Source organism: Streptomyces sp. NPDC057307 (genome assembly GCF_042667665.1).
GTDB lineage: Bacteria > Actinomycetota > Actinomycetes > Streptomycetales > Streptomycetaceae > Streptomyces.
The window spans coordinates 1-26,514 of sequence record NZ_JBHUZM010000109.1; the positions used below are offsets into that span (position 1 = coordinate 1).

Annotated in this window: 25 protein-coding genes; 15 read left to right on the forward strand and 10 right to left on the reverse strand. The window is 69.7% G+C overall.

Annotated features, from left to right (window positions below; genetic code table 11):
* The first annotated feature begins 93 nt into the window (after positions 1 to 93).
* The 3 genes from pstC to pstB are packed head-to-tail and all read left to right on the forward strand — an operon-like array spanning position 94 to position 2,992.
* On the forward strand, positions 94 to 1,092 hold the full coding sequence (gene pstC / locus ACFUN8_RS28225) for a phosphate ABC transporter permease subunit PstC (protein ID WP_383643344.1): 999 nt from the start codon (positions 94 to 96) through the stop codon (positions 1,090 to 1,092).
* Positions 1,089 to 2,162, forward strand: a complete 1,074-nt coding sequence (pstA, locus tag ACFUN8_RS28230) for a phosphate ABC transporter permease PstA (RefSeq protein WP_383643347.1) — start codon at positions 1,089 to 1,091, stop codon at positions 2,160 to 2,162. Before pstC ends, pstA begins: the two co-directional genes overlap by 4 nt.
* 53 nt (positions 2,163 to 2,215) lie before the next feature.
* A complete protein-coding gene (gene pstB, locus ACFUN8_RS28235) occupies positions 2,216 to 2,992 on the forward strand; it encodes a phosphate ABC transporter ATP-binding protein PstB (protein WP_354605527.1) in 777 nt (258 codons plus the stop codon).
* Between the two features lie 106 nt (positions 2,993 to 3,098).
* Here pstB and ACFUN8_RS28240 read toward each other — a convergent pair whose 3' ends face one another.
* Both ACFUN8_RS28240 and ACFUN8_RS28245 read right to left on the reverse strand, forming a co-directional pair.
* Entirely contained in the window at positions 3,099 to 4,097 is a 999-nt protein-coding gene (locus tag ACFUN8_RS28240; protein ID WP_383643350.1) for an anion permease, read from the reverse strand.
* Positions 4,098 to 4,102: 5 nt separating this feature from the next.
* Complete coding sequence (locus ACFUN8_RS28245; protein WP_382561593.1) at positions 4,103 to 4,723, reverse strand: DUF47 domain-containing protein; 621 nt, start codon at positions 4,721 to 4,723, stop codon at positions 4,103 to 4,105.
* Between the two features lie 211 nt (positions 4,724 to 4,934).
* On the opposite strand from ACFUN8_RS28245, the gene ACFUN8_RS28250 reads away from it, so the two are divergent.
* Complete coding sequence (locus ACFUN8_RS28250; RefSeq protein WP_382561595.1) at positions 4,935 to 5,333, forward strand: metal-sensitive transcriptional regulator; 399 nt, start codon at positions 4,935 to 4,937, stop codon at positions 5,331 to 5,333.
* A gap of 101 nt (positions 5,334 to 5,434) precedes the next feature.
* On the opposite strand, the gene ACFUN8_RS28255 is transcribed toward ACFUN8_RS28250, so the two are convergent.
* Together ACFUN8_RS28255 and ACFUN8_RS28260 are read right to left on the reverse strand one after the other, a co-directional pair.
* The gene (locus ACFUN8_RS28255; protein ID WP_382561596.1) at positions 5,435 to 5,617 is read right to left on the reverse strand and encodes a hypothetical protein; all 183 of its coding nucleotides are present in this window, start codon (positions 5,615 to 5,617) and stop codon (positions 5,435 to 5,437) included.
* 99 nt (positions 5,618 to 5,716) lie between these two features.
* The gene (locus ACFUN8_RS28260) at positions 5,717 to 6,547 is read right to left on the reverse strand and encodes a hypothetical protein (RefSeq protein WP_383643354.1); all 831 of its coding nucleotides are present in this window, start codon (positions 6,545 to 6,547) and stop codon (positions 5,717 to 5,719) included.
* A gap of 363 nt (positions 6,548 to 6,910) precedes the next feature.
* Here ACFUN8_RS28260 and ACFUN8_RS28265 point away from each other — a divergent pair, with 363 nt between their 5' ends.
* A complete protein-coding gene (locus ACFUN8_RS28265) occupies positions 6,911 to 8,503 on the forward strand; it encodes an FAD-binding oxidoreductase (RefSeq protein WP_383643357.1) in 1,593 nt (530 codons plus the stop codon).
* A 13-nt stretch (positions 8,504 to 8,516) separates the two neighbouring features.
* Here ACFUN8_RS28265 and ACFUN8_RS28270 read toward each other — a convergent pair whose 3' ends face one another.
* The 5 genes from ACFUN8_RS28270 to ACFUN8_RS28290 form a co-directional block, all read right to left on the reverse strand.
* Positions 8,517 to 9,242 carry a phosphatase PAP2 family protein gene (locus ACFUN8_RS28270; protein WP_383643360.1) on the reverse strand — a complete coding sequence of 242 codons (726 nt, stop codon included), beginning with the start codon at positions 9,240 to 9,242 and terminating at the stop codon, positions 8,517 to 8,519.
* Positions 9,243 to 9,568: 326 nt separating this feature from the next.
* Positions 9,569 to 10,582 carry an NlpC/P60 family protein gene (locus ACFUN8_RS28275; protein WP_383643363.1) on the reverse strand — a complete coding sequence of 338 codons (1,014 nt, stop codon included), beginning with the start codon at positions 10,580 to 10,582 and terminating at the stop codon, positions 9,569 to 9,571.
* A 290-nt stretch (positions 10,583 to 10,872) separates the two neighbouring features.
* Positions 10,873 to 11,358, reverse strand: coding sequence for a hypothetical protein (locus ACFUN8_RS28280; RefSeq protein WP_383643365.1), 486 nt, complete (start codon positions 11,356 to 11,358; stop codon positions 10,873 to 10,875).
* A 98-nt stretch (positions 11,359 to 11,456) separates the two neighbouring features.
* Positions 11,457 to 13,322, reverse strand: a complete 1,866-nt coding sequence (locus tag ACFUN8_RS28285) for an alpha/beta hydrolase (RefSeq protein ID WP_383643368.1) — start codon at positions 13,320 to 13,322, stop codon at positions 11,457 to 11,459.
* Positions 13,319 to 13,720, reverse strand: coding sequence for a hypothetical protein (locus tag ACFUN8_RS28290; RefSeq protein WP_383643371.1), 402 nt, complete (start codon positions 13,718 to 13,720; stop codon positions 13,319 to 13,321). Before ACFUN8_RS28290 ends, ACFUN8_RS28285 begins: the two co-directional genes overlap by 4 nt.
* A gap of 500 nt (positions 13,721 to 14,220) precedes the next feature.
* Between ACFUN8_RS28290 and ACFUN8_RS28295 the strand changes: the two genes are divergently transcribed.
* The 6 genes from ACFUN8_RS28295 to ACFUN8_RS28320 all read left to right on the forward strand — a co-directional run bounded on the left by ACFUN8_RS28295 (position 14,221) and on the right by ACFUN8_RS28320 (position 21,650).
* Entirely contained in the window at positions 14,221 to 14,529 is a 309-nt protein-coding gene (locus ACFUN8_RS28295; RefSeq protein WP_382561608.1) for a hypothetical protein, read from the forward strand.
* Between the two features lie 212 nt (positions 14,530 to 14,741).
* A complete protein-coding gene (locus ACFUN8_RS28300; protein ID WP_383643374.1) occupies positions 14,742 to 15,608 on the forward strand; it encodes a hypothetical protein in 867 nt (288 codons plus the stop codon).
* Positions 15,598 to 16,968 carry a hypothetical protein gene (locus ACFUN8_RS28305; RefSeq protein WP_383643377.1) on the forward strand — a complete coding sequence of 457 codons (1,371 nt, stop codon included), beginning with the start codon at positions 15,598 to 15,600 and terminating at the stop codon, positions 16,966 to 16,968. The genes ACFUN8_RS28300 and ACFUN8_RS28305 overlap by 11 nt, the downstream gene beginning before the upstream one ends.
* Positions 16,965 to 18,530 carry an SCO6880 family protein gene (locus tag ACFUN8_RS28310; RefSeq protein ID WP_383643381.1) on the forward strand — a complete coding sequence of 522 codons (1,566 nt, stop codon included), beginning with the start codon at positions 16,965 to 16,967 and terminating at the stop codon, positions 18,528 to 18,530. The genes ACFUN8_RS28305 and ACFUN8_RS28310 overlap by 4 nt, the downstream gene beginning before the upstream one ends.
* Positions 18,531 to 18,576: 46 nt before the next feature.
* Complete coding sequence (locus tag ACFUN8_RS28315) at positions 18,577 to 20,025, forward strand: ATP-binding protein (protein ID WP_383643384.1); 1,449 nt, start codon at positions 18,577 to 18,579, stop codon at positions 20,023 to 20,025.
* Between the two features lie 5 nt (positions 20,026 to 20,030).
* Positions 20,031 to 21,650, forward strand: coding sequence for a type VI secretion protein (locus ACFUN8_RS28320; RefSeq protein ID WP_383643401.1), 1,620 nt, complete (start codon positions 20,031 to 20,033; stop codon positions 21,648 to 21,650).
* Between the two features lie 10 nt (positions 21,651 to 21,660).
* Here the strand turns inward: ACFUN8_RS28320 and ACFUN8_RS28325 are convergent, their stop codons facing one another.
* Positions 21,661 to 22,326 (reverse strand): GNAT family N-acetyltransferase, encoded by a 666-nt coding sequence (locus ACFUN8_RS28325; protein WP_383643386.1) that lies wholly within the window; start codon positions 22,324 to 22,326, stop codon positions 21,661 to 21,663.
* 198 nt (positions 22,327 to 22,524) lie between these two features.
* Here ACFUN8_RS28325 and ACFUN8_RS28330 point away from each other — a divergent pair, with 198 nt between their 5' ends.
* From ACFUN8_RS28330 to ACFUN8_RS28345, 4 genes are all read left to right on the forward strand, one after another.
* Complete coding sequence (locus tag ACFUN8_RS28330; RefSeq protein WP_383643389.1) at positions 22,525 to 23,487, forward strand: ATP-binding cassette domain-containing protein; 963 nt, start codon at positions 22,525 to 22,527, stop codon at positions 23,485 to 23,487.
* An 83-nt stretch (positions 23,488 to 23,570) separates the two neighbouring features.
* Positions 23,571 to 24,338: an ABC transporter permease gene (locus ACFUN8_RS28335; protein WP_383643392.1), complete on the forward strand. Its 768-nt coding sequence runs from the start codon at positions 23,571 to 23,573 to the stop codon at positions 24,336 to 24,338.
* Between the two features lie 73 nt (positions 24,339 to 24,411).
* Complete coding sequence (locus ACFUN8_RS28340) at positions 24,412 to 25,722, forward strand: sensor histidine kinase (RefSeq protein ID WP_383643395.1); 1,311 nt, start codon at positions 24,412 to 24,414, stop codon at positions 25,720 to 25,722.
* Positions 25,719 to 26,399 (forward strand): response regulator, encoded by a 681-nt coding sequence (locus ACFUN8_RS28345; RefSeq protein ID WP_383643398.1) that lies wholly within the window; start codon positions 25,719 to 25,721, stop codon positions 26,397 to 26,399. Before ACFUN8_RS28340 ends, ACFUN8_RS28345 begins: the two co-directional genes overlap by 4 nt.
* Positions 26,400 to 26,514: the final 115 nt, after the last annotated feature.

Sequence of the window (26,514 nt, forward strand, 5' to 3'; positions counted from 1 at the left end):
CGGCGGTGGCGGGTCCCGCCGCGCGGGGCCGGCCACGTCTTCCGGTGCACCGCCGCCAGGAGCCGCGACCCGGCTCCGCAGACCGGAGAAACGATGGATACAGCAGCCGCACCCAACGACGCACCGCCACCCCCCACCCTTGAGAACAAGGGCGCGAGCAAGGGGCCGAAGCAGCTCGGCGACCGGATCTTCCTGGGTCTGTCCCGTGGCTCCGGTATCACCCTGCTGGTCATCATGGCCGCCATCGCCGCGTTCCTGACCTATCGCGCGACGCTCGCGATCTCCAAGGACGAGACGAACTTCCTCACCACCTTCGAGTGGAACCCGCAGGGCGACCCGCCGTCCTTCGGTATCGCCGTACTGGTCTTCGGCACCATCGTCAGCTCGATCATCGCCATGGTGATCGCTGTCCCGATCGCCATAGGTATCGCGCTCTTCATCTCGCACTTCGCGCCCCGCAGGCTCGCCGCGCCGATCGCCTACCTGGTCGACCTGCTGGCAGCCGTACCGAGCATCATCTACGGCCTCTGGGGCGCCGTCTTCCTCGTCCCGTACCTCGACGGCCTGAACAAGTGGCTCAACGAGTACTTCGCCTGGACGTACATCTTCGAGAAGACCAACGAAGGCATCGCCCGCAACCTGTTCACCGTGGGCATCCTGCTGGCGATCATGATCCTGCCGATCATCACCAACGTCATCCGTGAGGTCTTCCTCCAGTCGCCGAAGATGATCGAGGAGGCCGCACTGGCCCTCGGTGCCACGCGCTGGGAAGTCATCCGGATGTCCGTGATTCCGTTCGGCCGCTCCGGCATCATCAGCGCCTCGATGCTGGGGCTCGGACGCGCGCTGGGCGAGACGATGGCCGTCGCCGTCGTCCTCTCGCCGAGCTTCCTGCTCTCGTTCCACATCCTCGACGCGGGCGGCGGCACCTTCGCGCAGAACATCGCCGCCAAGTTCAACGAGGCGGACGAGTTCGGCCGGGACGCCCTGATCGCCTCCGGCCTGATCCTCTTCGTCATCACACTGCTGGTCAACGGCGCGGCCCGCGCGATCATCGCCCGCCGCAAGGAGTACTCGGGGGCCAACGCATGAGCCACACGCTTCAGGACAAGCGGCCCTCGGTCGCCGAACCCCAAGGCTCGCTCTCCCACGCGCGGATGCCCCGCTGGTCGCCCCTGGCCATCGCCGCCGGCTCCGCGGCGCTGGGCTGCCTGATCGGGCTGGTGGCCGGGCTGGACAGCAAGATCCAGTGGGGTCTGCTGGCCGCGCTGATCTTCATCGGCGCCACGTATCTGATCACCGCCAAGGTGGAAGGCCGCCGGCAGGGCACGAACCAGGTCGCGACGAGTCTGGTCTGGGTCTGCTTCATCCTGGCCGTCATCCCGCTGCTCTCGCTCGCCTGGACCACCATCAGCAAGGGCGCGGGAGTCGTCGACGGGTACTTCCTGTCGCACTCGATGAGCGGACTCCTCGACACGGACGAGGGCGGCGGCATCTACCACGCGCTGCTCGGCACCATCGAGCAGGTCGCCATCGCGACGCTGATCGCCACGCCGATCGGTCTGCTGACCGCCGTCTACCTCGTCGAGTACGGACAGGGAAAGCTCTCCCGCGCCGTCACCTTCTTCGTGGACGTGATGACCGGTATCCCGTCCATCGTCGCCGGCCTGTTCATCCTCTCGACGTGGATCCTGATGTTCGACTTCGGATTCTCCGGATTCGCCGGCGCCCTGGCACTCGCGATCCTGATGATGCCGGTGATCGTGCGCTCCACCGAGGAGATGCTGAAGCTCGTCCCGAACGAGCTGCGCGAGGCGTCCCTGGCGCTGGGCGTACCGCAGTGGCGCACCATCCTCAAGGTGGTCCTGCCCACGGCGATCGGTGGCATCACCACCGGCGTGATGCTCGCGGTGGCCCGTATCACCGGTGAGACCGCGCCCGTGCTGCTGCTCGTGTTCGGTACGAAGCTCATCAACTCGAACCCGTTCGAAGGCGCCCAGTCGTCCCTGCCGCTGTATGTGTTCGAGCAGTACTCGGTGGGCACCGACGCCGCGGTCGACCGCGCCTGGGGCGCGGCCCTCGTACTGATCGCGTTCGTCATGATCCTCAACCTGGTGGCCCGCGGCATCGCCCGCTGGAAGGCCCCCAAGACCGGCCGCTGAGGCCCCGAAATCCGGCTCCGCCGAGCGGGGTCACGCAGAAAGCAGTGATTCAGATGGCCAAGCGAATCGACGTCAGCGGCCTGACCGCGTACTACGGCACCCACCGGGCGATCGACGACATCTCCATGACCGTCGAGCCCCGCTCCGTGACGGCCTTCATCGGCCCGTCCGGCTGCGGCAAGTCCACCTTCCTCCGCACCCTCAACCGCATGCACGAGGTCACGCCCGGTGGCCGCGTCGAGGGCAAGGTCCTGCTGGACGACGAGAACCTGTACGGCGCCAACGTCGACCCGGTCGCGGTGCGCCGTACGGTCGGCATGGTCTTCCAGCGGCCCAACCCGTTCCCGACGATGTCGATCTTCGACAACGTCGCGGCCGGTCTGCGGCTCAACGGCAAGTACCGCAAGAACGAACTGGCGAACGTCGTCGAGAAGTCCCTCAAGGGCGCCAACCTCTGGAACGAGGTCAAGGACCGCCTCAACAAGCCCGGTTCCGGCCTCTCCGGCGGCCAGCAGCAGCGCCTGTGCATCGCCCGCGCGATCGCGGTCGAGCCGGAGGTGCTGCTGATGGACGAGCCGTGCTCGGCGCTCGACCCGATCTCCACGCTCGCGATCGAGGACCTGATCGGCCAGCTCAAGGAGCGCTTCACGATCGTCATCGTGACGCACAACATGCAGCAGGCGGCGCGGGTCTCGGACCGTACGGCGTTCTTCAACCTGTCGGCCGTGGGCCAGCCCGGCAAGCTCATCGAAATAGACGAGACGGAGCGCATCTTCGCCAACCCGTCCGTCCAGGCCACGGAGGACTACATCTCCGGCCGCTTCGGATAGACACCGGCGCCGAAAGCCGTCCTTGCGGTGCTGCATGGCGGTGCCACCGCAAGGCGAAGGGCCCGCCCCTCTCCCAGGGGGCGGGCCCACTCATGTTCCGGGTGCGTCAGCCGAAGGCCAGGTTCACGATCCAGAAGCTGACCGCCGCAACGAGCGCCGCCGCCGGCATCGTGATGAACCAGCCCAGGATGATGTTCTTCGCGACACCCCACCGCACCGCGTTCACCCGCTTCGTCGCGCCGACGCCCATGATCGCCGAGGTGATGACGTGCGTCGTCGAGATCGGCGCGTGGAAGATGAACGCCGAGCCGAACATGATCGACGCCCCCGTCGTCTCCGCCGCGAACCCCTGCGGCGGATCCAGCTCGATGATCTTGCGGCCCAGCGTCCGCATGATGCGCCAGCCGCCCGCGTACGTACCCAGCGAGAGCATCACCGCACAGGCGATCTTCACCCACACCGGGATCTCGTCGCCCTGACCCTCGACATCGGCGATGACCAGCGCCATCACCACGATGCCCATCGTCTTCTGCGCGTCCTGGAGCCCGTGCCCGAGCGCCATGCCGGCCGCCGAGACCGTCTGCGCGATACGGAAGCCGCGCTTGGCCTTGTGCGGGTTGGAGTGGCGGAACATCCACATGATGCCGACCATCACCAGATAGCCGATGACCAGCCCGACGATGGGCGACAGGAACATCGGGATGACGATCTTCTCCAGCACCCCGGTCCAGATCACCTCGGTCCCGCCGGCGAGCGCCGCGCCCACCATGCCGCCGAAGAGCGCGTGCGAGGAGGAGGACGGGAGGCCGTAGTACCAGGTGACCAGGTTCCAGACGATCGCCCCGACGAGCGCGGCGAAGAGGATCCCCATCCCTCGCTGCCCGTGCGGCGTGGCGATCAGCCCTTCGCTGACGGTCTTGGCGACCCCTTGGCCGAGAAACGCCCCTGCGAGGTTCATCACGGCGGCCATCGCCAGCGCCGCGCGCGGCGTCAGCGCACGCGTTGACACCGATGTCGCGATGGCGTTCGCGGAGTCGTGGAAGCCGTTGGTGTACGTGAAGCCGAGCGCGACACCGATGGTCACGATCAGGGCGAAGGTGTCCACGTGGTTCAGGACTCCTTGACCGCGATCGTCTCCACCGTGTTCGCGACGTGCTCGAACGCGTCGGCGGCCTCCTCGAGCACATCCACGATCTGCTTGAGCTTCAGGACTTCCATGGCGTCGTACTTACCGTTGAAGAGCTGGGCGAGCAGCTTGCGGTGGATCTGGTCGGCCTGGTTCTCCAGGCGGTTGACCTCGATCCAGTACTCGGTGAGGTTGTTCATCGTGCGCAGGTGGGGCATCGCCTCGGCGGTCAGCTCCGCCGCCCGCGCCAGCACCTCGATCTGCTGCTCGACGCCCTTGGGCAGCTCCTCGACCTGGTAGAGGACGACCAGGTCGACGGCCTCCTCCATGAAGTCCATGATGTCGTCGAGCTGCGAAGCCAGGTTGTAGATGTCCTCGCGGTCGAACGGCGTGATGAAGGAGGAGTTCAGCTGGTGGAAGATCGCGTGCGTGGCGTCGTCCCCCGCGTGCTCCGCCGCCCGCATCCGTTCCGCGATCTCGGCTCTGGCGGAGGAATCCGCTCCGAGCAGTTCCATGAGGAGCTTGGAGCCCGTGACGATGTTGTCCGCGGACGCGGCGAACATGTCGTAGAAGCTCGTCTCCCTGGGGGTCAGACGAAAGCGCACGGGGGGTCCTCGGGTTACATCGGATTCGGTCAGGCTGATGCTAAGCGCATCATCCGGCCACGGCTAACCGGCGTCCATCAGTGTGCTGCATGGGACACGACGATCATGACGTGCCCCTGCCCCTGCGCGCGCGACTGGGTATCATATACCTACCTGGGGTATTTACGCCCCTTTCGGACATCTCTCACGAACACCCCACCAGGAGGACGCGATGACGACCACCGAGGCGGCAGGCGCGGCGACCAGCGACGCGACCTCCGGTACGGGCACGGCGGCCGGCACGGCCACGACAGACGGCGACGAGATCGTCACCGACCACGATCGCGGTGTGCACGGCTACCACAAGCAGAAGGACGAGCACCTCAAGCGGCTGCGCCGGATCGAGGGCCAGATCCGGGGGCTCCAGCGGCTCGTCGACGAGGACGTCTACTGCATCGACATACTCACCCAGGTCTCGGCCTCGACGAAGGCCCTCCAGTCCTTCGCGCTCCAGTTGCTGGAGGAGCACCTGCGGCACTGCGTGGCGGACGCGGCGGTCAAGGGCGGGGACGAGATCGACGACAAGGTGCAGGAAGCGACGAAGGCCATCGCGCGTCTGCTGCGTACCTGAACCCCGCCGAGGATCGGCCGGCCGACGGGTCGACGGCCGACGGGTCGACGTTCAGGATCGGTCCGGACCCGACCCGACCCGACCCGACCCGACCGCGCCGGTCAGTGGCAGGGCGATCTCTCGCCGCGGTCCGCGCCCACCTTCAGCACCTCGTCGATACGGTCCGGGCTGAGCCGCTCACCGTCCGCGGCCGACGCCGCGATCATCAGCTCTCCGCAGAGTTCGATCTCGGCGAGGGCCACGTGGTCCTGGACGGTCGGCGTGCGCAACAGTGCCACGTGCATTCACCTCTTCCTGCCGGTGTCGTCTTCCTGGCGGTGTCGACTGCCGACTTCCTAGGGTAAGGAGGGTGAGACGTGACGCGCATGGCACGTCCGGACCATTTACACCTTGATCTTCCCGGTGAAGATCTGGTCCTCAGGGGGGAGCCGCACCCCGACGGCGACCCCGAACTCGTACAGCAGGGTGGTTGAGGCGACCGCGACCGTACGCCCCTGATTCCGGTAGCTGAACTGGTGTCTGACCTTGCGGAGGCGCCCCGCGTCGTCCAGATAGGCGTCGAACGGTACGGCGTCCTCGGCGAAGCCCCGCGCCGCCGCTGCCAGCGCCTCGCGCGCGTACGGCGCCGCCTGCTTCGCGGCCCGCCCGATGTCGGTGACGCCCCGGTAGTGCGACACGCGGACGCCGGCCAACTCCTGCTCGCCGACGAGGACCACGTCCTCCGCGGCGCGCAGCAGTTCGGCGGCGGTCAGCGGATCGGTCGCGCCGCCGGTGACCAGATTGCCGTCGTCGAGGGTGGTCGAGTCGAGCATGACCCACTTGTCCTCGGGCACCCCGGCGCCCCGGTTCTTCATATAGAGGGCGGCCGGCGCCAGGAGTTCCGAGATCGGCCGGTGCTCGTCCGCGCCGGCCGGGTCCTTCGGCAGCACGACCGAGAGCTGCCCCATCCGCTTACGGAAGTCGTACCGGCCCTCGCCCCTGATGGTCACGCGCGTCCCGCCCGTCGCCATCACCAGTGAGGTCTTGGCCTTGGAACTGCCCGCCCCGACCAGCGCGTCCGCCGCGCCGCGGACCGCGGCCGGGTCACCGGGGGGTCGGTCCTCGGCCATGGCGCCCTCGCTCCCGGAACAACCGGCTGCCCCGGCCACGACCCCCACCACCGTGACGGCAGCGGCGACGACCGCCACGCCCCTGCGTCTGCGCTGCTGCACCATCGCCTGCCAACCCCCAACGCCCTACCGTTGCTTGCCGATGCCTGCCGTTGCCTGTCCGAGAGCCGCCCTGTCCCGATAACGACGCCCCGCGCGCCTCGTCACGCACCGCCCCTGGCCGGGAACGTACGCGCGAGTACGGTGGACGGGTGCGCGAGCAAGAAACCTCGGACCCGCCCACCGCCCCCCACACACCTCACTCCCCCCACTCCACGTCTACTGTCGAGCGCGGCTCCTTCTCCCTGGCGCGCTGCACCTGCGGCTGGTCGGGACCGGCCAGGCGCTCCCGCGACCGGGCGAGAACGGACGCCGCGTCCCATGCGACGGCAGACTGACGTGACGGAAACGGCGGGGGGAGGACGTCCGATGGAACGGCGCACACTGCTGGCCGGCGCGCTGGCCATGACGGCGGCCGGCGCGGTGAGCGCCTGCACGAGCGACGGCGGAACCAGTTCGCCGGGCTCGTCGGGTTCGTCGGACACCCCGGGCTCCACCGCGAACAAGCCCCCTGCGCCCCGTACCTCCTCCTCCCCCACCTGGGGCACGCTCGCCTCCGGGCTGGACGGTCAGCTCGTACGTCCCGGGGACAGCGAGTACGCGACGGCCCGCCAGCTCTACAACACGCGCTTCGACGATCTGAAACCCGCGGCCGTCGCGTACGTCGCCGGTGAGGACGACATCCGGGAGTGCCTGGCCTTCGCCCGCGCGCACGACACGCCCGTCTCGATCCGCAACGGCGGCCATTCCTATGCCGGTTGGTCCAGCGGCAACGGCCGGCTCGTCATCGACATCTCGTCGCTCGACGCCCTTGATGACGCCGCGTCGGACGGTGTGATCGGTGCGGGCGCCAAGCTCGTCGACATCTACGGCGCACTCGCCCGGCGGGACCGTACGATCCCGGGCGGATCGTGCGCCACCGTCGGCATCTCCGGTCTCACCCTGGGCGGCGGCCATGGGGTCGTCTCCCGCGCGTACGGTCTGACCTGCGACAGCCTCACCTCGGCGACGATCGTGACGGCCGACGGCAAGCGCCTGACCGCCGACGCCGAGCAGCACAAGGATCTCTTCTGGGCCCTGCGCGGCGCGGGCAACGGCAACTTCGGCGTCGTCACCGAGCTGCGCTTCCGCACCCACCCCGCGTCCACCGGAGTGGCGGCGAACCTCAACTGGCCGTGGTCCAAGGCCCGTTCGGTGCTGGCGGCCTGGCAGGAGTGGGGCCCCGACCAGCCGGACGAGATCTGGTCCTCGCTCCATCTCGCGGTCGGCGCGGGCGGCGGCGCCGACCCGACGCTCTCGGTCTCCGCCTTCACCCTCGGCGCCGAGTCCGACCTCAAGAACGCCCTCGACCGGCTCGCCGACCGCGCGGGCTCCCCGGCGAGCTTCGTCTCGCTGCGCCCGCGCGGCTACGAGGAGTCGATGCTCGCGTACGCCGGCTGCGCCGGATTCGGCGAGGACCGGTGCCGACTGCCCGGCACCACCCCTGGCCGGGGGATGGAGGGCGCGCTGTCACGGGAGACGTACGCCGCGACCTCGGACTTCTTCGACCGGTCGCTGTCGTCGGCGGGCATCGGCACGGTGCTGTCGGCCGTGGAGGACTTCAGCCGGATCAAGGTCGCCGACGGCGCGGGGTCGGGCACGGTCGCGCTGACCGCGCTCGGCGGCGCGATCAACCGCGTGGACCCACTCGCGACGGCCTTCGTGCACCGCGGCTCCCGGATGCTCGCGCAGTACGTGGCGTCCTGGCGCCCCGGCACACCCGGCACCTCGCAGCGGGCATGGCTGAAAACCAGCCAAGATTCGCTACGAAGCCACGCGTCGGGCGCGGCGTACCAGAACTACACCGACCCGGCGCTGACGGACTGGCGCAAGGCGTACTACGGCCCGGCGGCGGACCGGCTGAAGGAGCTGAAGGAGCGCTACGACCCGACGCGCCTGTTCGACTTCCCGCAAGCGCTCTAGGTCCTGATAGCGGCTACGCGGCGAGGTTGTTGTCGTCGGGCCGTGGCTCGGGGATGCCGAGCGGCCGGGTCCCCGGCGCCTCGGCGGCCTCGGCACGGTCGGCGTCCCGCGCGGCACGCGACCGTACGAGCAGCCCCACGCGCGGCGACCGGCAGATCGCCGAGACCAGAGGGGTGAGCAGCGCCATGGCGAGCGGCGCGAGGAGCAGCACCACGGCCGTACCGAGGGCGAAGCCACCGATCACGTCGGTCGGGTAGTGCACGCCCATGTACACCCGGCTGAAGCCGGCGACGAGCGCCAGCCCGATCGCGGCGAGGCCGAACCTGCGGTGGGCGACGAAGATGCCCGCGCCCAGGGCCATGGCCATGGTCGAGTGGTCGCTGACGAAGGAGAAGTCGGTCTTGCCCGCCACCAGGACGTCCAGCCCCATGTGGTCGACGAAGGGCCGGTCGCGCCCGACGAACCCCCGGATGGGGATGTTGATCAGCAACGCGACACCGGCGGCGAGCGGCGCCCACAGCAGCCCGGCGACGGCGGCCACGGAATCCTCTGCCGCCCCCCGCCGCCGCACGCTCCACCAGCACCAGAGCGCGACGAGGACGAGCCCGATCATGATCCCGTACTCGCCGACGAACTCCATGCCGCGGTCGAACCAGTCGGGGGCGGACTTGGCCAGCCCGTTGATGTCGTAGAGCAGGCTGACGTCGGGGTTCGACCCATCGATCGCGAGTCCAGCCATGTGCTGCGGCCCCTTGCCTTGTCGCCCACCACGACACGCCTCCGGGCGTGTCGCTTCCACCAACCCCCGTGGTGCCTGCGGTCAGTGCTGCGCGATCAACGCCACAGCCCCAGTCCAGGGAACGGCCTGATACCCCTACAGGTTCCAGTCTTCACGGGACGATCTCCAGGACGTTATCGAAGAGTGACACATCGTCCCAGCTCAGAGGGGTGAACGAACGGATAATTCCGGCCACGCGCACCCCCGCCGGGGCCCGACTCCACCCTTCCGGGCGTCAACCCTTCGCCACCCTCACGCTCCGTCGGACCGACGTCCCGTCAGCCGTTTTACGTACCGGACTTCCGCTCGGTGGGCAGATCGGTCGGCAACGATTTCGCGCCGTCCTCGGTGACCCTGGTCGCTCCGAAGTAGTCAGGCGTATCAATTTTGTCGAACCGGATCACGGCGCCGGTGTACGGGGCGTTGATCATGTACCCGCCGCCGACATACATGCCCACGTGCCGGATGGCCCGCGAGTTGGTGAGGTCGTCGGAGAAGAACACCAGATCGCCGGGCATCAGCTCGTCACGCGAGGGATGCTCACCGGCGTTGTACTGATCGTTGGCCACCCGCGGCAACTCGATCCCGACGGACCGATAGGCGGCCTGCGTCAGCCCGGAACAGTCGAACCGCCCCTGCTGCTCGGGAGTGCCGTTGCCGCCCCACAGATACTTCGTACCGAGCTTCTGCTGCGCGTAGTAGATGGCGGCGGCGGCCTGCTTGGAGGGTTCCACGCGGCCGACGGGGCGGGCGAAGCTCTGCTCGAGGGTGGTGATGATCTTCACGTAGTTCTGCGTCTCGGCGTACGGCGGGACGCCCCCGTACTTGATGACCGCGTACGCGCCCGCGTTGTACGCCGCGAGCATGTTCTTCGTCTGATCGCCCGGCACATCGTCCACGTACCCCGCGAGTTTGCAGTCGTACGTCGCGGCCGACGGAATCGCGTCCTGCGGGTCCCAGACGTCGCGGTCGCCGTCCTTGTCCCCGTCGACGCCGTGCGCCGCCCAGGTCCCCGGGATGAACTGCGCGATCCCCTGGGCCTGCGCCGGGCTCTCGACGCCGGGGTCCCAGCCGCTCTCCTGGTAGAGCTGCGCGGCGAGCAGCGCGGGATTGATCGCGGGGCAGAGATTGCCCCACTCCTGCACCAGCCGCTGATACTTCGCGGGCACGGCCCCCTTGGCCAGCCCGACCGCCCCACCGCCTCCCGCGCCACCCACGAGCCCGGCAGCGGCGGAGTATGTCCCGACGACGAGCAGCGCGATGAAGCACAGGCTCAGCCCGAGCCCGACCACACCGGCCATCCAGAATTTCCGCACCCCTCAACCCTCCCCCATCCGGACGACGTTCACCGCCATTTTCCCGCCGCTCGTGTCGGCTCTATTCGGACAGACTGCCGAACATGAACCCGGTGCGGACGAAGCTCCTGTCGTTCTCGTCCGAGGCGACGCGGCGGTGGACGACGGTCTACTCGCCCCAGGGGCGATCCCGAGCCGACCAACTGGGGTCCTTGGGCGCCCGGTCCGCGGCTCCGGGCCGCGCGGCTGCGGGGATCGGCCGCCGTCAGGTCATGGGAGAGGGAGCTGGCTGTGGATCAGGTGCGGGGTGGGGGTGTAGGGGCGGACCAGAAGTCGTCGTGGATGTCGGGACGCTGGGGGTACCCACCTTCGCGGTGCGGGGTGTTCGGCCGGGTCTTGGGATCGGCGACGTCGGACTCGGTGAAGCAGGGGGTGGTGATGGAGAGGAAGAACTGGCCTTCGCCGGCGACGGCGACCCTCATCCGAAAACCGTCAGGCGTCGATGCGTACATGGCGGGCAATTCTTCACTCGCTCGCACACTGGTGACCTGATACCCGCGCCCCTTCCAGTCGCGCTCCACAACACCGAGCAGACTCCCACGTCGCTCCTTTGAAACGATGGTCATGACCGCGATGCGACGCTTCACGGAACCGGTGCCGGGCGCATCGTCGCAACGACTGTCAATCGAAGGTCCGTGATTCCACCGCAGCTCCGGCCTGACCCCGTTCAGAGTTCTCAGCATGATGGAGTCGGCCTGGACGGCTGCCTCTTGCATATCCATACCCAATGCCTTCTTTTCTTCGCTTGTGCCACCAGGGGGAGACGTACATCCGGCCGCCAACCAGAGCAAGACCAGAATGCCCGCTGATCGGAGTGTTCTCACCGGCGCTCCTGACCACTGACCAGATGACCGCGTCCCGTAACGATCAGCGCGACGTTGTCGGCCGACTCCTCATCCTTCTCCGGGTCGAAATAGTTGGAATGCGCCTTCACCCCACCCATATCCATAACCGGCCGCGGCCCGTCCTCCACCCGGAATCTCCGCGCTCCGAAATCCTCGTGCGCCGGGTCCGTGCCGAACCAGATCTCGCTCTTCGGCGTCTGCGCGTCCTGTGCGAAGTACGCCATCGCCGCCCCGCCCGCCCCGCCGACCGCCGCCCCCACCGGCCCGCCCAGCGCCGCTCCCACCGACGCACCCCCGAGCGCGCCCATTCCCATTCCCTGGGCCTCCCCCTTCGCCGGCATTCGCGTCACCGGGTCGTTCTCCGCCGCGCCGACATAGACATGGTCGCTGCCCACTCCCAGATCAGCCGCTGAATCCGCACCCGTACCGGGACTGCCCACCAGCACGATGTCGTCGACGCCCGGAATACCGCCCTCCCGCTGGGCGGCCTGGCCCACCGTGAGGGAGCCGTACGAATGGCCCATTGCCGTCAAGTGCGGGTCGGCGTTCTCGTTCGTTGCCGCGATTCCCGCCATGAAGTCGCCGTACGCCGACGCCCCCGCTTTCGCGTTGTCCGTGAACATGACGTCCGTATTCCCCGTGACGTCGTCGAGCGAAAGCTGCGGCGCGTCATAACCCAGCCATACGATCGACGCCGTCGACGAGTCGTACTCGGCCGCGCCGGTCATCGTGTCCTTCGCCCGCTTCAAGTCGTCCTCCGCGAACCTCTCGTCCAACCCCGTCTCCAGCCCCGGCACATAGGCCGACACATTCCTCGCCGTATCCGGGTTCCCGTACGACACGATCGCCCGCCCATTCCCCTCGTCCCCGATACCCAGCAGAAACATCGGCGGATGCCCGCCCTCCCGCAATTGCCCGTCGATGGATCTCAGCCCCGCCAGCATCGTCCGCGACCTCTCGTCGTCCGCGCCCTCCAACTTGCCCATCAGCAGCGCCAGGTTGTCGCGGTTCGCCGCGTCGCGGATCGGCGCCGGGATGCCGTCCAGGTTGCCGATGGTGTCCGGGTGGACCGCCAGGTACTCCTCCCGCTGCTCCGGCGTCAGGCCCTGCCACCACGCCAGGCGTTCCGCCGGCGTCCCGTCGTGGGGGATCGCGGCTCTCAGGTAGTCCGCCGTCAGCGCGCGCACCGCCGTCGCGTCCGCGTTCGCGTCCGCCCACATCGCGTCCGTGACCTTCAGACCGTCCTGCGCGGTCAGCTTCCGCAGCGTCCGCGCGTACCGCGCGTCGACCTCCGCCGCCTCGCTCAGCGCGCGGGCGATCCGGTCCGCGATGGCCTGCGCCTTCGCCGCGAGCGGGTTCGGGCTCGTGAATCCCTGCGGCGGGGCGGACCGCAGGTACGCGTGGCCGGTCGCCGTACCGCCCCGCAGCTTCTCCTTCGTGAGCGGGTCCTCCCCGGCCTCGGGGTAGCTCACCGATCCGTCCGCCTGCACCGTGAACTTCAGGCCCGCCGCCTCCTCCAGCGCGTCCCGAAGCTGCCGCTGCGAGCCCCGCAGGTCCTGGGCGAGGCTGTTCAGCGTCGTACGGACCAGCCCGCACTCCGTGTAGATGTACTGGAAGTTCCGCCCCAGCGCCCGCAGCCGCCCGACCGCCGCCCGCGCCGCCTCGCCCTCCTGGGACGCCGTCAGCCCCGCGAGCAGTTGCTTGTCGATCCGGTCGCGGGCCGCGTCCGCGCGGTTGCTCGCCTTGCCCCAGCCGTCCGCCGCGCCCTCCAACTCGGCGCATCTCACGTCCCGTAACTGCGCCCACGTCAGCCCACCGCTCACCGAACTCGCCGGGCTCACCGCCCCGCCCCCGCGTCGACCCCCGCCAGCCCCGACCTGACCGCGGCGTCGTGCTCACCCTGCGTCTTCGCCACCGCGCGCAGTCGGCCCCCGAGGCTTCCGCACTCGTCGCGGGCTGCCTCGATGCGCCGTTCCCATGACGTACGTACGGTCCCCAGGACCGCGACGACGCTCAGCCCGTCCCCGCAGCCGGCCACGCCCTCGTGCGCCGTTTCGAACTCCGCCTTCAGATACGACATCTGCGTCCGCATCACCTCGGCCCCGCCCGCCGCCCGGGTCCACGGCCCGTCGCCGTGCCGCAGCCGCTCCCCCGAGGCGGCGCCCGACGCCGAGCCCGCCGCGCCCGCCTCGTCGGCCAACGCCTGCAAACCGCCCGAATAGCCCGCCATGCCCGCCATGCCACCCGCCCCTGTCCTCTGTTGTCCGGGATGTCGGGTGGCACTGTCCCAACCCGGGAAGGGGTCGATGAGGCGCGGAGGAGATGGGGACGGACCGGCCGCGCGGCTACGGGAGGGCGGAAGGCCCGTCCCCCGTTGGCATCGGGCGCCTTCGGCAACAGCGAGGCACCCCGCGCAGGTTCACCCGTACGGTGGGCCCGCCTCTCGCCCACGAGCGGCGCACGGATGGCGCACGGACGCAAAACCGCGGCGGGCTCAAGAGTGCACAACGCCAATCATTGCCCGGAGTCACCCTCCGTGATACACAGAGTGACCATACGCGTACCCGCATACTCCGGTTCACGACGCAGGTCAGGGCAGTCGGATCGGTCAAACGTGCGGGGATCGGGTAAAGAGACCCGCCAAGTCGGCATACGAGGCCGGTTCCATCAGCGAAGATAGAAGGCGATCCGTGCCGCCCGGCGCGGGTACTTAACAACCCAACAGGGGCGGTGAGTTGCATGGACGTGGACGCCGAGAAGGGCGACATCAACACCATCATCGGTGGTATCGCTCCGAGCTGGGGGCCCTTCGGGAACCTCGGTGCCGAGGCTCGCGTGATTGTCCAGGTGGTGATGGCCGTCGCCATCCTGCTCTGTCTCGCCATCGCGATCTGGGGCGCCGCCAAGCAGCGTATCGGCGCGACAGCGCTGCGGGACACCTTCAGCGCGGAGCAGGGCAAGGGTCTGATCGTGGCCGGCCTGACCGGCGTCTTCATCATCGGGTCGCTCGGGACAGTCTTCACGATTGTGTACGGGATGGCTGTTTAGCGCCATATCGGCCATGTCCGATCCGCACCGGGTACGCCCGTACGCCGGTCCACTCTCAACACCATCCGTCCGTCGCGCCCATCCGCCCGAGGTTGCGTCTCCCTGATGTCGAGTCACCACACCGCGCCCGCGCGGAAACCAGCGCTACCGTCGTACGCGGTGGCGCTAGCGGAACTGCATACGGTTGAACCGGTCGAGGGGGCGGACGCGGCATGAGCTTCGGCGATGAGCACGGCCACGGGGGCGACCCGGGCCGTACGACGGACGACAGCTTCGGCGGAATGGGCCAGACGCGGACGCGCCTGCCGGACGGCGGAGGCGGCGACGGGTACGGCGGCGGCCGCCGCCCCCAGCGCAGCTCGCGCTCGCTCATCGCGGTGGTGGGTGTGGTGGTGCTGCTGATCGCGGCTATCGCGTTCGCGAACCGCGGGGGCGGCGGCGACTCCGGCGCGTCGGGCGCCGGGGGCGGCGACGACAGAGCGTCGGGCTCGGAACCGACGGCGGCGTCGGGGGTGAAGCCGGTGACGGGGAAGAACGGGGGGATTCCTTCGGGGTTCGCGAAGGATGAGCAGGGGGCGGAGAGTGCGGCGGCGAATTACGCGGCGGTACTTGGATCCGACGGCATGTTCAACGAGCAACGGCGTCGCGACATCGTGCAGGCCATCGCGCACGCCGACTCGGCGACCAAACTCCAGTCAGGGTTCGACGCCGACTATTCGCCCGCGTTCCTGTCCAACATCGGCCTGGAGCCCGACGGTACGGCTCCAACTGGTTCCACCTTCGTCAACCGCACGCTCCCCGCGGGCACAAAGGTCGCGAAGTTCGCGACCGACACCGCCGACATCAACGTCTGGTGCATGGGTTTGTTCGGGCTGACCGGGGATTCGTCGACCAAGCCGGTGACGAACGGCTGGTTCACGGTGAACGTGAAGCTCAAGTGGGACGGATCCGACTGGAAGGTCGTAGAGACGAGCCAGAAGACGGGTCCGACACCCGTCACCGGGGACAACCCCGTGTCCGGGTCCGACGAGATCGCTGACGCGGTGAATGAATTCGGAGGGTTCACCTATGCCCGGTAGCCCTCGACACCTTCTCCGCTCGGCGGCCGTCACCCTCGCGGCCGCCCAGGCGGGCGTGTTCCTGTTCGCCACTCGGGCAGTCGCGGCGCCGACACCGTCGCCGACACCGAGCGCGAGTGACGACCCGTGTGAGCTGATCGCCGGTCCCGCCCGCGACTTCTGCGACAACGGCGAACCCGGCAGCAGCAGCAACAACTCCCCCCTCAACGACCCCACCAGCGCCCTCGACCCCCTCACCTCCCTCGCCCGCGGCTGCGCCGACGCCGCCGCGTGGACCGTGGACACCCTCTCCAAGGCCGTGAAGGAGACCGCCACGGTCGACTTCACCAACACCGCCTTCCTCTCCCAGTACGCCGTCGTCTTCGCCGCCGCCACCATCCTCACCCTCATCCTCTGGCTCCTCGCCGTCGCCAAGCGCGCCATCCGGGGCGTTCCTCTCACCACCGCCATCTCCGAGGCCATCGGCTTCCTCTGGCTCACGGTCCTCGCCTCCGCCTTCACGCCGCTCATCCTCTACACACTCGTCTCCGCCACCGACGGCGTCACCGAAGTCATCGCCGGCGGGACCAGTGGGGAGACGGATGTCTTCTTCGGGACGTTCTCCGAGGCGCTGAAGAAGGACACCGAGATCGGCGGCGGGCCGATCATGCTGATCGTCGTGTCCCTCGTGACGATCCTCGCGGCCGGCATCCTCTATCTGGAGCTGTTCATCCGGGCGATCCTGCTCTACGTCGGCGCCCTCCTCGGCGTCGTCGTCTACGCCGGGCTCGTCGACAAGAACATGTGGGGCCACGTACGCCGCTGGGCCGGGCTCATGATCGCGGTCATCATGGTGAAACCCGTCATCGTCATCGTCCTCGGCCTCGCCGGCGCGCTGACCTCGTCCGACGACGGGCCCGACTCCTTCTCGGCCGTCGTCTCCGGGCTCGCCATCATCCTCCTCGCGATCTTCGCCTCCGCCATGATCTACCGCTTCGTCCCCGGCTTCGGCGACGAGATCGCGAGCGCCCGCAGCAACGCCAAACTGTCCACCGACGGCGGCCGGGCCGCCGCCGTGATCAGTTCGCCCGCCGGTGTCGTCTCGCAGGGCATCAAGACCCACAGCGGCCGAGGCGGTGGCGGCGAAAGCAGCAGCAGTAGCGGGGCCCGCCCGTCCAACCCCGTCTCCGGTGGCGTCGCCGCCCACAGCAGCCGCCCCTCATCAAGCGGCGGCAGCGGCGGCGGAGGTGGCGGCGGCGTCCCCTCGCCCGCCTCCGCACCCCGCCCCACCAGCCCCACCAGCGGCACCCCCCACAGCAGCCGCACCAGCCACGGCAATCGCGGAACCGGTAACAACAGCACAGGAGGTGGAGGGCGTTGACGATTCAGTCCCATCCCATCGCGCCCCGCCGTACGTATCTCATCGGCCGCGCGCGGCCGAACGCGATCGTCGGCAAGAACCGTGAGACGGGCGAGATCGCGCTGATCATCGTCGGCGCGTTCCTCGGCATGATGAGCGGGCTCATCGTCCCCGTCCTGTCCCTGCGGATCGTGACGCTGCTCGGGTTCCCGCTCCTCGCGCTGGCCGCGGTGTACGTCCCGTACAAGCACCGCACCGTCTACAAGTGGTTCGAGATCAACCGCAGTTTCAAACGGACCCTGCGCAACGGCACCACCTACCGCTCCGCCGCCATGGAGTCCGGCACCGCGGCCGACGGACGTGAGGTCGAGGTCGGTCCGCCGCCCGGTATCGGACGGATCAACTGGCTGGCCGCGCCCTTCGGGCCGGACGAGATCGCCGTACTGCTCCACGCCGACCGCCGCACCGTCACCGCCGCCATCGAGATCGAGGGCCCCGGCGTCGGCCTGCGCGACAGCGAGGACCAGGAAGCGCTCGTCGACCGCTTCGGCACACTCCTCAAGCACGTCGCCAACGGCGACGGCTTCGTCACCCGCCTCCAGATGCTCGCCCGTACGCTCCCCGCCGACCCGGACGCGCACGCGAAGGACGTCGCCCAGCGCGGCGACTCCGGCTCCCCGGGCTGGCTCCAGGAGTCGTACGAGCAACTCCAGTCCATGGTCTCGACCTCCAGCGAGCAGCACCGCGCCTACCTCGTGGCCTGCATGCACTACACCCGCGAACTGGCCTCCGAGGGCCAGGCCATGGCCCGCGCCACCCGCCAGGCCGCCGGCGGCAAGGGCCGCGGCCGCAGGCTCGACAAGGACGCCGGTCTCGCCGTCGTCATGGCCCGCGAACTCACCGACATCTGCGCCCGCCTCGCCGAGGCCGACATCCGCGTCCGGCAGCCGCTCGGGCAGGCCCGGCTCGCCTCGCTCGTGCACTCCATGTACGACCCGGACCACCCCATAGACCACATCCAGGCCATGACGAAGCGGAACGCCTGGCCCGCCGAGCTGGACGCCATGGAGCCGACGTACCTCCAGGCCAAGACCCGCGAGTCGTCCACCCGCGCACCCTGGTGCCACTCCACGGCCTGGGTGAAGGAGTGGCCGATGACCCCGGTCGGCGTCAACTTCCTCGCCCCGCTGCTCGTCCACACGCCCGACGTGATCCGTACGGTCGCGGTCTGCATGGACCTGGAGCCCACCGAGGTCGCCATCGAGCGGATGCTCACGGAGAAGACGAACGACGAGGCCGACGCGAGCCGCGCCGCCAAGATGAACCGCACCGTCGACCCGCGTGACATCGCGGCACACGGCCGGCTCGACCAGCGGGGTGAAGATCTCGCCAGCGGTGCGGCGGGGGTCAACATCGTCGGGTACATCACGGTGTCGAGCCGTTCGCCCGAGGCCCTGGCCAGGGACAAGCGGACGATCCGGGCGTCGGCCGGCAAGTCGTATCTGAAGCTGGAGTGGTGCGACCGCGAGCACCACCGGGCGTTCGTGAACACCCTGCCGTTCGCCACCGGCATCCGCCGATGAGCACCGCCGCCGCCACCCGACCGACCGCCGCTGATAGGGGCCTGTGATGCGAGATCCCATGTCCGCCTTCACGGACGCCTTCACCAGCTTCCTCTTCGGGAAGGTGGAGACCACCCGGCTCCCGGTCCGTACGTCGACCGGCCAGGCGCAGGCCGTCTATCTGCCGACCGCCGCCCCCGGTCTCGGCGACTCGGGCGTCATCATCGGTCGCGAGGTCTACAGCGGCAAGGGTTACATCTACGACCCCTTCCAGCTGTACGGGCAGCAACTCCCCGCCCCCCACTGGCTGGTCCTCGGTGAGTCCGGCAACGGCAAGTCGGCACTGGAGAAGACGTACGTCCTGCGGCAGCTGCGCTTCCGCGACCGCCAGGTCGTCGTCCTCGACGCCCAGGGCGAGGACGGCGCCGGCGAGTGGAACCTCATCGCGCAGGAGCTGGGCATAACCCCCATCCGGCTCGACCCGATGGCGGCCCTGGACGGCGGCATCAAGCTCAACCCGCTCGACCCGGCGATCACCACGACCGGGCAGCTCGCCCTGCTCCGCACGATCATCGAAGTCGCCATGGGGCACGGCCTGGACGAACGCTCCGGCTTCGCCCTCAAGGTCGCGCACGCCTACGTGCACGCCACGATCGTGGAGCGCCAGCCCGTCCTGATGGACATCGTGGAGCAACTGCGGCACCCGGAGCCGGAGTCGGCCGAGGCGATGAACGTCGACATAGACGACGTACGGGCCTGGGGCCTCGACGTCGCCCTCGTCCTGGACCGGCTCGTCGACGGTGACCTGCGCGGCATGTTCGACGGCCCGACGACCGTCGGCATCGACCTGGACTCGCCGCTCATCGTCTTCGACCTCTCGCACATCGACCGCAACTCGATCGCGATGCCGATCCTGATGGCGATCGTCGGCGTCTGGCTGGAGCACACCTGGATCCGCCCCGACCGGAAGAAGCGCATCTTCCTGGTCGAGGAGGCCTGGCACATCATCAACTCCCCGTTCGTCGCGCAGCTGTTCCAGCGGCTCCTCAAGTTCGGCCGTCGGCTGGGTCTTTCGTTCGTGGCGGTCGTCCACCATCTCTCCGACGTGGTCGACGGCGCCGCCGCGAAGGAAGCCGCCGCCATCCTCAAGATGGCGTCGACCCGGACGATCTACGCGCAGAAGGCGGACGAGGCACGAGCCACCGGCCAGGTCCTCGGCCTGCCGCGCTGGGCGGTCGAGATCATCCCGAGCCTCACTCCCGGTATCGCGGTGTGGGACGTCAACGGCAATGTCCAGGTGGTCAAACACCTGGTCACCGAGGCGGAACGGCCCCTGGTCTTCACCGACCGCGCCATGACGGAGAACAGCCAGGCGTCCGACGCCTCGGACGCCGCCGACGCCATGACCGGCGGGCTGCCCGACGACGTACGGGCCGCCGAGTGGGAGGCCGAACAGCGCGCGATCCTCATGGAGCAGCAGCGGTTGAACGCGTCCTCCGAGTCCACGGTGGCGTGAGCGGCATGGCGGCGGGAGGCGGGGGCGGGCCCCGGCCGGGCGATCAGCGCGGGATCCCGGACGGGCTGATCCTGGGCGTGCTGGGCTTTCTGCTCGGGGTCACGCTGTTCGCGTGGCTGGCGACGGGCCTCGCCGCGGTCTTCGCGCACGGTTCGTGGCCGGACTCGGTGACCTTCATGCGTACGCCGATGGCGGTACGGCAGTTGGTCTCGGCCCCGGACGACCTCCCGGCGGCCTGGCCGGACACCCCGCCGGGCGAGCTGTCCGGATACGGGCTGTTCTGGGGCCTGTTCATCGGCGAGCTGATGGTGGCGGCCGTGCTGGCGGTGTTCGTGCTGGGCGTGGTGACCCGCTGGCGCGCGCTGCGTACGGTACGGCTCCGGGAACACGAGCGGGAACGTGAACGGGCGCGCGAGCGGGGGCGCGAGCAGGAACGTGAACGGGCGCGCGAGCAGGGGCGCGAGCGGGAACACGAGTCGGGACACGAGTTGGCGGAGGAACGGGCCGTCGAGCGTGTGGAGGAGCGCGTACGGGAGGCCCCGGCACCGTACGCACCACCGGTGCAGCCGCGCCCAACTCCCGCAGCCCCCGCCCCGGTCGAGCAGAGCCCGGTCGAGCAGGCCCCGACACCCCCGCCCACCAAGCCCGCCGCTCTCCCTCTCCCCGTCCCCGCTCCCCGCACCGCCCCCTACGCCCACGTCCGCTACGGCGCCCCCCACACCCGCCGCCCCGCCGCCGTGCAGGCCATCCAGGACGCCGAGGGCCCCGCGCTCGTCGTCACGTCCGACCCCACCGTCTGGGCCGAGACCAAGGACGCGCGCGCCAAACTCGGCCCCGTCCTCGTCTACGACCCCGGCCATCTCTGCGACACCCCGGCCCGTCTCCACTGGTCCCCCACCACCGGCTGCGAGGACGCCGACACCGCCGCCGCGCGTGCCGTCACGCTTCTCGCGCCCGTACGCCCGCTGGCGCGCCTCGACGCCGCCATGGCCGACACGGCGGAGACCCTGCTGCGCTGCTGGCTGCACGCCGCCGCCGTGGACGCGCGGCCCTTCAAGCAGGTGCACCGCTGGGCGCAGGGCGGCGGCGCCCACGAGGCCGTACGGCTCCTGCGTACGCACCCCAAGGCCGCCTCCGGCCTCGCGGGCCTGCTGGAGTCCGCGCTCACCTCGCACCCCGAACGCCGGGAGATCGCCCAGCAGTTGACGACCCGCGCGCTGGCGTCCCTGTCGTCCGTCCATATCCGTGAGGCGTGCACACCCAATCGTGCCGACTCGCTCGCGCTGGATTCTTTTGCGGCCGAGGGGGGCACGCTCTATGTGGTGGGTGAGCCGATCGAAGATCCGCGCACCCGTCCGGGAGCGATGCCGCTGCTGACCGCTCTCGCCTCAAGCGTGGTCGAGCACGGCCGCCGCATGGCCGTACGGTCATCCGCCGGTCGGCTCGACCCACCAATGACGCTGGTCCTCGACGACGTGGCGGCGGTGGCGCCACTGCCCGCGCTGCCCGAGCTGCTGGCCGACGGCGACGAGCACGGAATGCCCGCGCTGGTCCTGCTGCGCTCACGCGAACAGGGGCGGGACCGCTGGCCGGACCGCTGGCCGCATCAGGAACTGCCCGCCTGAGCCGATCCGTTCAGCCGGGTTCACCCCCGCGCGACCCCGCGCCCTCCGGCCGCACCACCGCAAGCTCGAACTCCCGCGCGGAGGAATCGCCCTCCCCGGGATCGCCCTCCCCGGGGGCGCTTTCCACGGGGACGGTCTGCCCGGTCGGTTCGAACCCGAGCTTGCGGTACGCGGCCCGCGCCCGCCCGTTCCGCTCGTCCACGTACAGCCGCACGCGCTCGACACGGGGCTCCTCCAGCGACCACGCCCACGCGGTGGCCGCGTCGAACAGTTCCTTCAGCAGACCGGCGCCCCGGTGCTCCGGCCGTACGTACACAGCGACGAGATGCACCTGGTCGTACGCGCTCACGCCGCCGAAGGCATCGGTCGTGTCCCGCCGCTCGACCAGCGCCACCACCGACCCGGCCCACCCACCACCGTCGCCCGCCGGCTCGGCCACGAACTGCCGTACCGACGTGCCCCCGGCCGAGCGCTCCGTCCGCTCGCGCCAGAAGGAGTCCGGGCGTTGAATGGCGTCCTCGTACGTTTCGAGGTACGCGATCGGCGCGGCCGGATCCCGCAGGGCGTCCAGCCGAAGCTCCTTCGCCCGGACCCACTCGTTGGCACGCACGGCACGTACCGCCCATCCGGCGTTTTCAAGATTTACGGCGCGCTCCGCGCGATACGTCCGGTCCATTCCACGATCCTCCGTGCCCTCCGCCGCCGCGCACAAACGGGTTTCGTCCCGGCCCGACCCCCGCCGACTCCTGCCGCCCCCGCCGAGTCGGACCGGGCGCGTCGTACCGGGCGCGTCGTACCGGGGTAGTACGCCCCGTACGCGATGCCCGCCCCCGGTCCGACGTTCCGCACCCGCCCGCTGCCTACCGTCGAAGCCATGATCAAGGCCAACGGACTCACGAAACGCTACGGCGGCAGAACCGACAAGAGCGGCAAGACCGTCGTCGACGACCTCACCTTCATCGTCGAGCCGGGCGCCGTCACCGGCTTCCTCGGGCCCAACGGGGCCGGCAAATCCACGACCATGCGCATGATCCTGGGCCTCGACGCCCCCACCGCCGGCCACGTCACCGTCGGCGACTCTCACCGCTCCTACGCCGCGCACCCCGCCCCGCTGCACGAGGTCGGCGCCCTCCTGGAGGCCCGCGCCGTGCACCCGGGCCGCACCGCCCACCACCATCTGATGGCACTCGCCCACACCCACGGCATCCCCCGCTCCCGCGTCGAACACGTCCTGGACCTGGCCGGCCTCACCGACGTCGCGGGAAACCGCGTGAAGGGCTTCTCCCTCGGCATGGGCCAGCGTCTCGGCATCGCGGCGGCCCTGCTCGGCGACCCGGCCACGCTCATCCTCGACGAGCCGGTCAACGGCCTCGACCCGGAGGGCGTCCTGTGGATCCGGAACCTCCTCAAGTCCCTTGCCGCGGAGGGCCGTACGGTCCTCGTCTCCTCCCACCTGATGAGCGAGACGGCCCTGACCGCCGAACGGCTCATCATCATCGGGCGCGGCCGGCTGCTCGCCGAGACGACGGTCGCCGACTTCGTACGGGACTCGGGCGTCGCGGCCATGAGAGTCGTCTCGCCGGAGGCCGGGACGCTGGCGACGCTGCTCGCGGGTCCCGGCATCGAGATCACACCGGGCGCGAGCCCCTACGAGCTGGACGTACGGGGCGTCGACGGCGAGTACATCGGCCGTCTCGCCGCCGCCCACGCCGTCCCCGTGTACGAGCTGACGCCGCGCACCGCGTCGCTGGAGCAGGCGTTCATGGATCTGACGCGCGACGAGGTCGAGTACCAGGCCGGCACCACCCACGAGGCACTGACAGGAGCGACGGCATGAGCGACGGCATGAGCACCGCACGCACCACACGCACCACACAGACTGGTCGAACCGCCCGGACTCCGCGAACCGTCCCAGCCCGCGTGGGCATCACTCCCGCCCGGGTCCTGCGCTCCGAATGGCACAAGTTCTGGACCCTGCGCTCCACCTGGGTCACGCTCTCGGCCGCGTCGGTCCTCATCCTCGCCACCGGCCTGGTCATGGCGGTCGGCCACGAGCCGGCGGGCGGTGGCCTCGGTGAGGTCAGCGACCCCGTCGTCCTGACCCTGATCGGCGTCCAGTTCGGGCAGATCATCCTCCCCGTGCTCGGCATCCTGTTCAGCGCGGGCGAGTACTCGACCGGCATGATCCGCGCCTCGCTCACCGCCGTCCCACGGCGGCTTCCCGTCCTGTGGGCCAAGGCGACGGTCTTCGCCGCGGTGACGCTCGTCGTCACCACGGTCACGGTCTTCACGACCTTCCTGCTCGCCCAACTCTTCCTCGCGGACACGGACATGGGCGCCTCGCTCGCCGATCCGGGGATCGCCCGTGCTGTCGTGGGTACAGCGGTCGCGCTCACGCTCCTCGGCGTGCTCGGCCTCGGCCTCGGCGCGCTGATCCGCTCCGTGCCGGGGGCCATCGGCGCGTTCTTCGTGGGAATGGTGATCCTGCCGGAGGTGCTGTTGGCGGTGTCCTCCGAAGCCGTCAAGAACGCCGTCGCGTACTTCCCGGCCCGTGCCTCCGAAGCCCTCGGCGCGGTCCAGCAGCACGACAGCGGCTTGTCGGACGGGACGGCCCTGGTCACTCTGTTCCTGTGGGCGTCCGCGGCACTGGGAGCGGCGGGCTGGCTGCTCAAGCGGCGCGATGCGTGACGATGGAGAAATGAACGGGGCAGAGGCAAGCGCAGTGACAGGGGCGGGGGTAGGGGCAGAGGCAGGGGTAGAGGTGAGCGGGCCGGAACCGCACAGCGCGCGCGACGACGGATCGCTCACCCAGCTCATCAACCGGGCAGCCCAGCGGATCAGCGCCTTCGACGCGTCGCGCCCGCTCGTCTGGGACCTGCTGCTGACGGGCTGCCTGCTGCTCGGCGGCGTGGTCGACCTGACCGCCGGCGGTTGGCGATCGTTCGCGCCTAACCCCGACGTGCCGATGTGGGCGGCGACGGTCTGCACCGTGGGCTTCCCGCTGACCGTACTGCGCCGCCGTACGCATCCCCTGGAGACGCTCCTCGCGGCGCTGCCGTTCGCCCTGCTCCAGGCGTGGTCGGGCGCCGAGCTGCAGATCGCCGTGTTCTGCCAGCTGATCGTCGTCTTCAACATCGCGCTACGGCTGCCGCTGCGCCAACTCGCGCACACGGCAGTGCTGTTGGGCGTCCCCCTCGTCGTGGGGGCGGTGCGCTTCCCGGAGGGCGGCTGGATCATCCCCCTCCAGTCGTCACTGACGAGCTTCGCAGCCGTGGCACTGCTGGGGATCGCGGTCCGTACGAGGCAGGAGTACACGGCCTCCTTGAGAGAACGGGCGAAGCAGTTGGAGATCGAACGCGACCAGCAGGCCCAACTCGCCGCAGCCGCCGAACGCACCAGAATCGCCCGCGAGATGCACGACATCCTCGGCCACAACCTCTCGGTCATCACTGGCCTCGCGGACGGCGGCTCGTACGCGGCGAAGAAGAACCCGCAGCGCGCCACCGAGGCCCTGGACGCGATCGCCACCACCAGCCGTCAGGCCCTCACGGAACTGCGCCGCCTCCTCGGCATCCTGCAGAACGACGACGCCCAGACCCCCACCCCCGCCGAACTCGCGCCCCAGCCCGGCCTCGGTGAACTGGAGCAACTCATCGACGGCGTACGGGCGGCGGGCCTGCCTGTACAGGTCACGGTCACGGGCGACTTCGACCTCGAAGGGCTGGGAGGACTGGGGAGACTGGGGGGACTGGCAGGATTCGAAACCGCGCCGAAGGGCCGCCAGCTCACGGTCTACCGAGTCGTCCAGGAAGCCCTCACGAACACCCTCAAGCACGCCGGCCCGGACGCCACAGCGACAGTCACGCTCAGCAGCACCCCCGAGTCCATCACCGCGGAGATCATCGACACGGGCCGACCGACCCCAACGCGGCCAGGAGGGCGCGGCATCACCGGCATGCGAGAGCGAACCGCCCTGTACGCGGGCACACTTGACGTCGGACCGCTGCCGCCACCCGACAGCGGCTGGCGGGTCCATCTGTATCTGCCGAACGACGAGGACAGCCGGCTGTGACGACCGTACTGATCGCCGACGACCAGCCCTTGCAGCGCCTGGGCTTCCGGATGCTGCTGGAGAGCCAGGACGACATGAGCCTGGTGGGCGAGGCGAGCGGCGGCGCCGAAGCCGTACGCCTGATCGCCCAACTCCACCCGGACGTCGCCCTGATGGACGTACGGATGCCGGGCCTCGACGGCATCGAGGCAACCCGCCGTGTCGTCGCGGCCGGCAGTCGTACGAGGGTGCTCATCCTGACCACCTTCGACCTGGACGAGTACGCGTACGCGGGCCTCCGGGCCGGCGCCAGCGGCTTCCTCGTGAAGGACGCGCTCCCCGAGGAGCTGCTGTCCGGCATCCGCGCGGTCGCGAGCGGCGACGCGGTGGTGGCACCGAGCCTCACCCGCCGCCTGCTGGACGCGTACGCCCACCGTCTGCCGAGCACAAACACGGAGGCGGAGACAGCGGCAACCGAGGCACCCCATCCGGGAATCGCGCTGCTCACGGATCGGGAACGGGAGATCCTCACCGTCATCGGCCAAGGCTGGACGAACGCCGAGATCTCAGCCCGATTCCACCTCGCGGAATCAACGGTGAAGACACACGTGGGCCGCGTTCTGGCGAAGACAGGCTCCCGCGACCGCGTCCAGGCGGTAATCCTGGCGTACGAGGCGAAGCTGGTCCGCCCGTCGTGAAAAGGGCCTTGAACGCAGAAATGCCTCAGCCCCCGGACCATGGGTCCGGGGGCTGAGGCTAAAGATTGTTCGGCGGCGTCCTACTCTCCCACAGGGTCCCCCCTGCAGTACCATC

Coding starts and splice junctions, on each gene's coding strand:
- ACFUN8_RS28250 (WP_382561595.1), top strand. CDS start 4,935: ATGACGACCACCGAGGCGGCAGGCGCGGCGACCAGCGACGCGACCTCC.
- ACFUN8_RS28265 (WP_383643357.1), top strand. CDS start 6,911: ATGGAACGGCGCACACTGCTGGCCGGCGCGCTGGCCATGACGGCGGCC.
- pstB (WP_354605527.1), top strand. CDS start 2,216: ATGGCCAAGCGAATCGACGTCAGCGGCCTGACCGCGTACTACGGCACC.
- ACFUN8_RS28325 (WP_383643386.1), bottom strand. CDS start 22,326: ATGGACCGGACGTATCGCGCGGAGCGCGCCGTAAATCTTGAAAACGCC.
- ACFUN8_RS28305 (WP_383643377.1), top strand. CDS start 15,598: ATGCCCGGTAGCCCTCGACACCTTCTCCGCTCGGCGGCCGTCACCCTC.
- ACFUN8_RS28320 (WP_383643401.1), top strand. CDS start 20,031: ATGGCGGCGGGAGGCGGGGGCGGGCCCCGGCCGGGCGATCAGCGCGGG.
- ACFUN8_RS28275 (WP_383643363.1), bottom strand. CDS start 10,582: ATGGCCGGTGTGGTCGGGCTCGGGCTGAGCCTGTGCTTCATCGCGCTG.
- ACFUN8_RS28290 (WP_383643371.1), bottom strand. CDS start 13,720: ATGGCGGGCATGGCGGGCTATTCGGGCGGTTTGCAGGCGTTGGCCGAC.
- ACFUN8_RS28280 (WP_383643365.1), bottom strand. CDS start 11,358: ATGGATATGCAAGAGGCAGCCGTCCAGGCCGACTCCATCATGCTGAGA.
- ACFUN8_RS28330 (WP_383643389.1), top strand. CDS start 22,525: ATGATCAAGGCCAACGGACTCACGAAACGCTACGGCGGCAGAACCGAC.
- ACFUN8_RS28260 (WP_383643354.1), bottom strand. CDS start 6,547: ATGGTGCAGCAGCGCAGACGCAGGGGCGTGGCGGTCGTCGCCGCTGCC.
- ACFUN8_RS28255 (WP_382561596.1), bottom strand. CDS start 5,617: ATGCACGTGGCACTGTTGCGCACGCCGACCGTCCAGGACCACGTGGCC.
- ACFUN8_RS28315 (WP_383643384.1), top strand. CDS start 18,577: ATGCGAGATCCCATGTCCGCCTTCACGGACGCCTTCACCAGCTTCCTC.
- ACFUN8_RS28270 (WP_383643360.1), bottom strand. CDS start 9,242: ATGGCTGGACTCGCGATCGATGGGTCGAACCCCGACGTCAGCCTGCTC.
- pstA (WP_383643347.1), top strand. CDS start 1,089: ATGAGCCACACGCTTCAGGACAAGCGGCCCTCGGTCGCCGAACCCCAA.
- pstC (WP_383643344.1), top strand. CDS start 94: ATGGATACAGCAGCCGCACCCAACGACGCACCGCCACCCCCCACCCTT.
- ACFUN8_RS28295 (WP_382561608.1), top strand. CDS start 14,221: ATGGACGTGGACGCCGAGAAGGGCGACATCAACACCATCATCGGTGGT.
- ACFUN8_RS28300 (WP_383643374.1), top strand. CDS start 14,742: ATGAGCTTCGGCGATGAGCACGGCCACGGGGGCGACCCGGGCCGTACG.